This is a genomic window from Nonomuraea sp. NPDC059007, assembly GCF_042740555.1.
Lineage (GTDB): Bacteria > Actinomycetota > Actinomycetes > Streptosporangiales > Streptosporangiaceae > Nonomuraea.
Genome location: NZ_JBHYJD010000035.1, coordinates 110,321 through 119,773, shown reverse-complemented (window position 1 = coordinate 119,773; position 9,453 = coordinate 110,321). Strand labels below are relative to the sequence as shown.

Annotated in this window: 7 protein-coding genes; 4 read left to right on the top strand and 3 right to left on the bottom strand. The window is 66.7% G+C overall.

Annotated features, from left to right (window positions below):
* Window positions 1-839: 839 nt before the first annotated feature.
* The 3 genes from ACFWY5_RS40885 to ACFWY5_RS40875 all read right to left on the bottom strand — a co-directional run bounded on the left by ACFWY5_RS40885 (window position 840) and on the right by ACFWY5_RS40875 (window position 3,628).
* The gene (locus ACFWY5_RS40885; protein ID WP_379638032.1) at window positions 840-2,507 is read right to left on the bottom strand and encodes an ISL3 family transposase; all 1,668 of its coding nucleotides are present in this window, start codon (window positions 2,505-2,507) and stop codon (window positions 840-842) included.
* A 464-nt stretch (window positions 2,508-2,971) separates the two neighbouring features.
* The gene (locus ACFWY5_RS40880) at window positions 2,972-3,244 is read right to left on the bottom strand and encodes a hypothetical protein (protein WP_379638031.1); all 273 of its coding nucleotides are present in this window, start codon (window positions 3,242-3,244) and stop codon (window positions 2,972-2,974) included.
* 219 nt (window positions 3,245-3,463) lie between these two features.
* Window positions 3,464-3,628, bottom strand: coding sequence for a hypothetical protein (locus tag ACFWY5_RS40875; protein ID WP_379638030.1), 165 nt, complete (start codon window positions 3,626-3,628; stop codon window positions 3,464-3,466).
* A 336-nt stretch (window positions 3,629-3,964) separates the two neighbouring features.
* Between ACFWY5_RS40875 and ACFWY5_RS40870 the strand changes: the two genes are divergently transcribed.
* From ACFWY5_RS40870 to ACFWY5_RS40855, 4 genes are all read left to right on the top strand, one after another.
* Window positions 3,965-5,743: an alpha/beta fold hydrolase gene (locus ACFWY5_RS40870; protein ID WP_379638029.1), complete on the top strand. Its 1,779-nt coding sequence runs from the start codon at window positions 3,965-3,967 to the stop codon at window positions 5,741-5,743.
* Between the two features lie 474 nt (window positions 5,744-6,217).
* Complete coding sequence (locus ACFWY5_RS40865) at window positions 6,218-6,769, top strand: RNA polymerase sigma factor (RefSeq protein WP_379638028.1); 552 nt, start codon at window positions 6,218-6,220, stop codon at window positions 6,767-6,769.
* Window positions 6,770-6,808: 39 nt separating this feature from the next.
* The gene (locus tag ACFWY5_RS40860) at window positions 6,809-7,951 is read left to right on the top strand and encodes a CU044_5270 family protein (protein WP_379638027.1); all 1,143 of its coding nucleotides are present in this window, start codon (window positions 6,809-6,811) and stop codon (window positions 7,949-7,951) included.
* Window positions 7,952-8,416: 465 nt separating this feature from the next.
* A complete protein-coding gene (locus ACFWY5_RS40855; RefSeq protein WP_379638026.1) occupies window positions 8,417-9,331 on the top strand; it encodes a hypothetical protein in 915 nt (304 codons plus the stop codon).
* The last annotated feature ends 122 nt before the right edge of the window (window positions 9,332-9,453 follow it).

Genomic DNA, 9,453 nt, shown 5'->3' with positions numbered 1-9,453 from the left:
CCAGCACGCCTGGACCCACCGACTGGCGGTAACGCTACAAATCCACACGATCACATAACGACATCACGGAAAGAGGCTCACGTAACGCACTCTGAGATGACATTGGCGGCCTAAATGATCTACCGGGTGGCGCGGTCCGTACGCACGAGCAATCACCGAGCGACCAATCATGGTCAACATCGAGGTTCCAGAGGGCTGAACTCCGAGAAACCCCACGTCGAACGCGGTATGGGAGAGTAGGGCGGGTGGGACTTGAACCCACGACCCACGGATTATGAGTTTGCTTGATCGGTGTCGGTCAGTCTCGCGTGATGACGTTTCCTAGCGGTGTGTGGGTTTTTGCCGTCGGTGGAATGTCGGGTCGTGACGCGGGGCACCGGCCGGTGTCGTGCACCCGCGAGCGATCGTCGAGCAACCACGTGTCCTTTGCGATTGGCATTGTGGGAAATTCCTCACCGGTCACCCCGCGGCAAGTGGGTGAGCTGGCCGAAGCCGGACGAGCCTGGTGAGCAACGGGTCACGCTACGGGCGTGGGGACGAGGTTTCATGTACCGGAGGGCGTGCGGACTTGAGGAGGATCACCTCACGGTTGTGGGGACGAGAAGCCACACCTCGCCCCGCTACCAAGGCCGCCGGCGGATCACCCCCACCGGCGTGAGGACGAGTCAGGCGCGAGGATCATCACTTCGGGCGTGGGGACGAGGAGCCCGGTGAGGTCCCACCGTCGCATGTTCGTGGATCACCCCACGGGCGTGGGGACGAGACGGCGGTACGCAGGCTGTCAATGGCCTGTGAGCTCGGCTCTGGCGCAATCTGTGTGGTGGCGTTACGGCCTGTGACTAATGGGCGTGGAGGATGAGCTTGCGGAGAAGGTCGAGGTTCGCTCGGCCGTATCGGCTGCGTTTGAGTGCCTTCACGCGCGTCACGTTGCCTTCGACTGGGCCGGATGAGTAGGGCAGGGAGAGTCCGTTGGTGACGGCGGTCTGGTCGGAGCGGAGGCCGCGGGCGAGGGAGTGCAGGCGGGGTATGTCGTCGGCTTCGACTTCTGCCAGCCAGGGTTTGAGCGCGATGCGACCAGTTCGGTTGGCCATCATCTGGGCGAATGCAGTGACGTGTTTGTCGAGGGCGGTGAGCTGTGGGCTGCGCTCCAGGATGGCGGCGAGCCGGTCCTTCTCGTCGTCGGTGAGATGGTCGGGATGACTGGTAACCCAGCGGGTGACCTCGCGGACGGTCGGGTTGAGGACGGGCGAGGTCCGGTGCGGGGCGCCGCAGCGGAAGGGCTCGAGGTAACGGCGGACGGTGCGGCGGCTGCCGTCGTAGCCAAGAGCGGTGATTTCGGCGAACAGCTGTGCACCGTTGGCGACGCCGTCCTCGGTGATGCGTTGGTGCAGGTAGGGAAGGAAGTCCTGGAAGGGGCGACGGCGTCGTCCTCGCTTGTGCACGAGTTCGTCGGCGGTGGTTGCGGCGCGGAACCGGCGGACGGTTTTGTGGCTGAGGTCGAGGATCCGGCAGATCTCGGCGACGCTGCGGCCGTCAGCCACCAGGGCGTGGACGGCCGCGTGCCGCTCCCGGGTCCGGGCGGCGATCCGCGTCTCAGGAACGGAGTCGCTGGAGGTGATGTGAACTGCGTCTTCTGCGATTTCGGATTCTGCCTCGGGTTCTGGTTCGCGCAGGTCAGCGCGGTGGGCTCGAATGGTGGCCTCGGCCGCATCGCACACGTTTTTCCAGAGGTGCCATCGATCAGCAACCTCGATCGCCAAGGGTGCGCCAATCTGGGCGCCCTCGGCGTAGGCGCCGGCGCGGTCTCGGCAGATCACCTCGACGCCTGGGTGCTGTTCGAGCCATTGGGCGAGTGCTTCGCCGCCGCGGCCATCCAGGACTTCGATCGGCCGGTGCGTGTCCATGTCGATCAGCAAGGTTGCGTAGGAATTGCCGCGCCGTTTGGCGAAGTCGTCGACTCCGAGCACCGTGACCCGCCCGATCTCAGGGTCGGACAGAGCACGGACCAGCCTGATCAGAGTGTCTCGGGACACCGTCACACCGAGGATCTCGGCCAGTCGTGAGCCAGGACGGGCCGCCAGGGCGAGCGCAAACGACTCCAACATCCGGCGCAGCGGCCCGGTATTGCGTTCATACCGGCCGGCCAAAGCCCCGGCGGACTCAGCGAAGGTCCGCACCTCGCACAGCGCATTCTGGCAGATCAACCGTCGCACCGACAGATCAATCAGGACCCGACGCCCTCCAGCGGGCAGGTCCTGCAACAGCCGCCGGTAACGGCCATGGACGCGCGATGACAGCTTCCCGCAGCGACTGCATCCCGCTGGCTTTCCCATCGTCCGTGCTCTGATCAGCACATGCGAGCCGCGATCGATGACGTCCCACACAACCAGCTCCGCCAACTGCGGCAGGAACGTCCTCAACCAACGGACCTCCGCCAGCACATCGCACCGCTCGGTTAGCCCCAGCTCAACCTCATGATCGGATCCCATTTCGAGATAGATCATCATGATGCGGCAGGAGCGATGTTCAGCCAGTTACCGGATCGGGATCGACTCCTCCAGCCTGACCGTCACGCTGAGTCATCCACCACACAAATTGCGCCAGAGCCGCATTCCATGGCCGCCGTCACGCAGGCCGATGCCGATCCGGAACGGATCACCCCCACGGGCGTGGGGACGAGGCTTCGTGAGCTTGGGCTATTTCGGTGAGCTGGGCAAACGTGGTTGTCGGTGTTTGTCGCCGCTTCGGGGGTGGGTCATGGTTGGGGTGGTTGGGGGATGAAGTGGATGCAGGCGGCCACGGCTGTGCTCCTGCTGATAATCCCGTCCGGCCAGGTCGTGGCCTTGCGAAGCCCTGGGTGGCATGGGCGGTTGCCGCTCGTTAGTGGAGGAGGACCGGTGGGGCATGATGATCGTTCGTGTTTCTTCGTCTGGCCTATCTGAGCGTCACGAACGCGTTCGCCGCATTGCGGCTACTGTCGATGAGCGATCGTGACAAGGATGCCGAGATTCTCGCTCTGCGTCATCAGATCATGGTCCTGCAACAGCTCGGTACCGATGTAGGGGTGAGGTTCGCCCCTGAAGACCGCCTCTTCCTGGCGGCGCTCCTGACCTCGCTTCCCCGCGTGGTCCTGCGCCGGCTGTGGCTTGTCGTCCGCCCGGACACCATCTTGCGCTGGCACCTTGAGGTCGGGAAACAGCGGCACGCCCGGACTTGCCGGACGAAGCGGCGAGGGCGTATCCACGGTTCGCTCCATCCGCGCCCTCGTCTTGCGCCTGGTCCGGGAGAACCCCTCCTGGGGCTACCGGCGCGCGCTGTTGTGGATCACGGGGCGACGCGATCGAGCACGGCTGAAGCGCGCGCTTTCCGCTGGACGAGGGCCGGCTGCTGCGTGCCTGGGGTGCTGGTGCCGGGCTTCGGTCTGATCGTGATCGAAGCCCGGGCTGGGGCATTGCGCTCGCGGTTAGCAGGTGGCCAGCATGTCGTGCAAGGCGTCGACCTCGGACGGCTGCGCGCTCAGGCTCCAGTCGTATTTCACATCGATCCAGCTCTTGGCGTAGATGCAGTGGAAGGAGGCCAGCGGCGGACGCCAGGTGGACGGGTCCTGATCGCCGTTGGACTGAAGCACGCGGGTCGCGGATTCCTCATCCTGTAGTCAGGGGAACCCGTGCGTGGTGGAGTCCCAGGTCATCTAACGCAGGCGAGTTCATGGCAGACGGTCGGCAGAGGGAGGGGAGGTGGGTGAACAGCGCCTGCCTGGCACGCAACTCCTCAAGACGGAAGGGCGAGGCACCCCATGCCGACGCCGAGCGTGCACTCGATCGTCGTGAGCCGCCCTTACCACCACCAGTGGTGTTGCACCGAGATCATCTCACGGTAGCAGACGCCTCTGGGAGCAGGCTCCCAGAGGGAACCCTCCAAGAGGCCGAAGAAATCCGGAGAACGGGAAACGAAGCTTGGAGGCATGATCGCAAAAGCCCTGGGACTCGTACTGACCGCGGCTCTGCTTCCCGGCACACCGACCCCTCTGACCAGGACCCTTCCGACCGGCCTGCATAAGTGCGCGAACGCGAGCACCCCCTGTGACGGCACCATCAACGTCCCTCTCGACTGGGAGAATGCCTCCTCCAAAGGGCTTTCCGTGGCCTTCACCTGGATCCCGGCCAAGGACGCCGACGGGACGGTGGTGGCCAATCGCGGCGGGCCACTGGCGGCTCTGCCAACTGTGCCCGACCTTCAAAAAACCCTCGGGCCCGTGCTCGAGCGGAAGAACCTCCTGGTCATGGATCCGCGCGGCCTCGGGAAGTCCTCGCCGCCGCCGTGTGAGGGGGTCGACTTCTTCAAGCCCGAGACCGTCGCCGCCTGCGCCAAGAGCGTGGGATCACAGGGCGCCTACTTCACCGCCGACCAGGCCTCGCACGATCTCGACGCGATACGGCGGGCGCTCGGCCTGGGCAAGGTCAGCTTCTTCGGCAACTCCTACGGCACCCTGTATGCCCAGGCATACGCGGCCCGATACCCCGACAGCCTGGACGCGGTGTTCCTGGACAGCACCGTGGTCGTAGAACCCGACGGGTATGCGAGCTGGCAGGCCCGCTCCCAGCTCCGTTACCTCGATCGACTCTGCGGGCAGTCGAAGGCGTGCGATGCCCTGCCGGGCAGCGCCTCCGGCACCTGGACACGGCTGGTGAACCGGCTGCGGGAAAGGCCCGACCCGGAGGTGACGCTGTATCGGACCTTCACGATGAGCATCCCGGAAGAGCCGGTGCTCGGCCGAGAGATCAACGCGGCCGCGGCCGCTTACCTGCGCGGCGATCCGGCTCCGCTGCGTCGTCTGGCCCGATTGGGGCCCAAGACCTCTCCGCCGGGCATCCACCCGAATCCTGCCGGATACCTGGCCTATCGCTGCGGTGACGGCGCTTTCCCGTTCGACCGGCTGGCATCGGCGGCCGAGCGTGAGGCGCAGGCCGAGCGGTACTTCGAACGGGTACGCCCGCTGGCGCCCTATCAGATCGCCGACCTTGTCTCCGCCGGCGTCAGCGGCCTGGAGTGGTGCGTCAACTGGCCGACTCCGCGTAACAGCGCACCTCGCCCGCCCGGACAGGCGCTGCCCAAGGTGCCCGTACTGGTGATGGCGGGAGACTTCGACGTCAGCAACAGCCCCGCCGAAGTGGAGCGTTCGCTGCGGGCCTTCCCGAACGCCACTGTCGTCCGGGTCCCGTTCGGGTGGCATGCGATGTCCTTCCGTCCGGGGCCGTTGGGCGATTGCGTACGGGGCACACTGCGTACCTTCCTGACCACCAAGCAGGTCCGTGACCAGAACTGCACCGGCGAAAACTACCGTGCCATCGGCGCCTTCCCACAGACGGTCGGGGACGTGCCGCCACAGCCGGTCCACAACCTCAGCGCCGCCCAGCGGCGGATCCTCGCGGCCACCTTCGCCACCGTCGCGGACGCCACCGCCCGCCGCAACCCCAATGGCTACCTCTACACAACGGTGCAGCACGAGCCGGGACTGCGCGGCGGCCAGATCGCCTTCGGCCAGGACATCACCCTGGACAAGGTCCAATTCGTGCGCGATCTGTGGGTCAGCGGCCCCATCAAGCTCACCCCGGACGGCCGCGCCACCGCCACGCTCCGCGCCGAGAGCGGCGGGCGCACTCACGAGGTGACGCTGACCTGGACGGCGTTCTCCACCCGCCCGTCTCTGTCGGGCACCTTCGACGGCAGCCCCTTCGACTAGTTTCCCCGCCGCGACTCTGCCGGCTTCAACGCGAGGGCGGTACTGTCGCGCGTTCGGGATGAGCCGCGTGAACCGGGGTTGAGGAACGCCGGGGCAGAGAATGGCGCTACCGGCGAGTATCCGACTGATGAGCTGGGCGCGATTCCGCTCCGTGGGGATGGGTTTCGGCTGTGGACTCTGTGGCACCAGATATGAGGCCGCATTCAGGTACCCACCGAGCACGGAGCGCGGACCTGCGCGCATGACCGGCGGTTACCGCTCAGAGTCCTTGTACTGTCTGATCTGATCTTGTTACCAGCGGGTAGCGCCATTCTCTGCCCCGGCGTTCCTCAACCCCGGTGTCGCGCGCCCTCGGTTCGCGGGCCCGCTCCGATCGGTTCAGTCGTTTCTGCCTGGCCTGAAATTCTGCCGTCGGCCGCGGACACGTAGGAATTGAAAGCCCGCAGCGTTCGAAAGGCCTGACGAGGATGACGCGTGAGTGAACGAAACGATCGGTCCCGGTTTGAGGCGGTGTACCGGCGAACCTATGAGCAGATCCTCGGATATGCCGTGCGGCGGTGTTCCTCACCTGAGGACGCCGCCGATGTTGTGGCCGAGACCTATGTGATCGCCTGGCGGCGGATGACCGAGCTCCCTGACGGCGAGGCCGGCAAGCTCTGGTTGTACGGCGTGGCCCGTCGGGTTCTTGCTAACCACCGCCGTAGCGAGCGGCGCAGGCTCACCCGGCATACCGAACTCACCGACGAGATCGAACACCTTTATGCCGCCCCCTACGACCACAGTGAGCAGGACGGCGTGGGCGAAGCCATGGACATGCTCGCCGACAGCGATCGAGAACTGCTGGCCTTGACCCTCTGGGAGGGGCTCGACCCCGGCGAGATCGCCACAGTGCTGGACTGTTCCCGCAACGCCGCCCGTATCCGCCTGCATCGGGCTCGCAAGCGCTTCGCCGAGGCCCTGGAGAAGACCCGCCCATCGGCCGCCCGTTTCGCATCACGGCCGCTCATCGAGAAGGAGTCACGGTGAACAACGACCAGATCTTCAAGGACCGGGCGCGAGTGCTGGATGAGGACCTGGCCGGCCGGGCGTCCACCGCGGGGGCGGACGCGCTGCTGGCGGAGGTCGTCTCGCTGGAGCCGAGTTCCGGCCCGGCGGCGGCTCCTACCCTCCCGGCGGCGGCTCATGCCCTCTCCTGGCCGCGCTCTGCTCGGCCTGGCCGCGGCTGCCGCCGCGGTAGCGGTCATCGCCCCTGCGATGCTGTCTGACAGCACGATCTCCGTCGCGCCTCAGCCCAGCACGTCGGTGTCCGCGACGGCCGAACCGACCGCCCAGCAGATCCTGCTTGCTGCCGCCGTTGCCGTGGAGAAGGCCCCTGCGAGCGGCGACTACTGGCGCACCGCGACCGTCACCCAGTCGATGTTGACCGACCCCACCCGCAGCTACGTGATCGAGAGAACCCGATCCCTTGAGACGTGGCTGGCCAAGCGGCCGGATCTGCAGTACTGGCGCATCTGGCAGGATCCCGGGCTCAAGCCCGCGACCCCGCAAGACGAGGCGGCCTGGCGGGCCGCGGGGGCGCCCACCAGCTGGCGATACCCCAAGAACATGAAGACGGAGAACCTGTTCTCCGTCCCGTCCAAGCCGCTGGAGGCGGCGGCAGGTGAGCGAACCGCCGAACGGCTTTACGGCACATGGAAGGGCACGGCCGGTGACCTGGCAGGGGAGTCGATGACCTGGAAGCAAGTGCGCGCGATCCCGAGCGAGCCCGACAAGCTCCGGAGCTACCTGGAAGAGCGCATCGGCCGCCTGGAGCTGTCCGGATCCGGGATGGACGTGAAGGAGGCGAGGGCGCACATCCTTCTGCGAGACTGCGTGGGCATCATCAGTGGCCTGCCAGCCTCGCCCAAGGTTCGGGCATCCGCGTACCGGATCCTTGCGTCTCTGCCCGGCATACGGGCCGAGGGGGAGACGACCGATCCGCTGGGCCGGCGCGGGCAGGCGCTCAGCTATCAGGAGGAAATAGAGCCGGGCCTGTTCACCCACGTTCAGCTCATGGTCGATCCCAGCACCGGCCTGCTTCTTGCCGAGGTGAGGACGAACACCACCAAGCTCGCCAACGGGCGGCAGGCAGAGCTGCGTCTCTTCACCTCGTTCCAGGCGATTGGCTGGACCAACGACCGCCCAGAACTGCCCACGCATCGGAACTGAGTCGCTTACTAATCCGCGCGCGAGGGCCGTCATAGGGGTCGGCGGCGCACCGTCTTCTTAGTGATCATCGCCGCCAGGCGCTCGGCCAGGGTTGGCGGCGGGCACATAGTCGGGCTGGTAGGTCGGGCGCCGAGGCCACATCGTCGGGCACGACGATGTGCTGTCAGGTCGGCCCCTGGCGCGGATGCTTGGAACCGGGTGGCGGCTTGGGCGGGCGATGCGTGGCGTTCGGCAGATCCACCCAGACCGGCCACAGGCCGGCCAGCGTCCGGATCTACCAGGCCGTCGAGGTGGGGCCATGAGAAGGCCAGGCAAGACGTGACCGTTCCACACGAAAGATCACACTTAAAGCAGTGCGGTCGCGTGTGATCAGATCGCGCGGTGACGCTGCGCGGTGATCTACCGTCGGTTACGGATTCGCCATAGAGCAGGGCACATCTCTTCGGGTCCGGTCATTGTGAAGAGATGACCACCTCTCCTTCCGTGGGCGGCGCCGAACCGGCCTCGGCCGCTGCCGTACCGAGCGCACCATCGCGTGGGCCAACGGCGATGGGAGAGCGCTCGGCCGTCGTCGACGGAGACAACCCCGGCGTCGTCATCACCGGCGATGTTCACCTGCACCCGGCTTCTTCTCCGGTCAAGGCGTTGGCGGGGCTGCCGGCGGCGCCGCCGGACTTCACCGGCCGCGGCGAGATCCTGGCCGCGCTGAACACCGCGCTCGACCCCGGCCGGCCCGGGGCCGATCCGGCCGCTGGGGCAGCTACCGAGCGTCCGGAAGCGGTAGGCGCCGGGAGCACGGCGGTGCTGGTGCATGCAGTGGCGGGGATGGCCGGGATGGGCAAGACCGCGCTGGCGTTGGTGGCCGCCCATCAGGCGCTGGCGGCGGGCTGGTTTGCGGGTGGGGTGTTCTTCTGCGATCTGCACGGCTACACGCCCGGAGCGAGTGAGCCGGTGGAGGCGTTCGCGGTGGCGGGTCAGGTGCTGCGCGCGATGGGGTTGCGCCCGGAGGAGTTGCCGGCCACAGCCGATGAGGTGCTGGCGGTGTATCGGTCGGTGCCGGCCAACCTGGCCCGGCAGGAGCGGGGTGTGCTGGTGGTGGCCGACAACGCCGCGAGCGCCGGGCAGGTGCGGGCGCTGATCCCGGCACACTGCAGCAGCGGCTCCAGCGCCGCCCTTTGCTCGTCGGTGAGATCGTGCCGCCTCGTGACCGCTACGCCAGCCGCGAGGTCTCCGGTACTTGGCTCTACATGGTCATGGAACCAACTACCGGAGACCTCGTTGTCTATCGGTCCTACCACGCGCCTACGTCAGAACCTTTGGAAACACGGCCTTAGCCCCATCGAATGCCGAGGGTGGCCGTCTCATAGGTCTGCTTGCTGACGAAGAGTTGGGCGTGACCGGCGTTGACGCGATGGCAGAGGTAGGAGCGAGCGGGCGCGTCGCCTCTGATGATATTCTGGCACGCGGGATACTGGCCTTTTGAGACGACTCTCACCAGATAG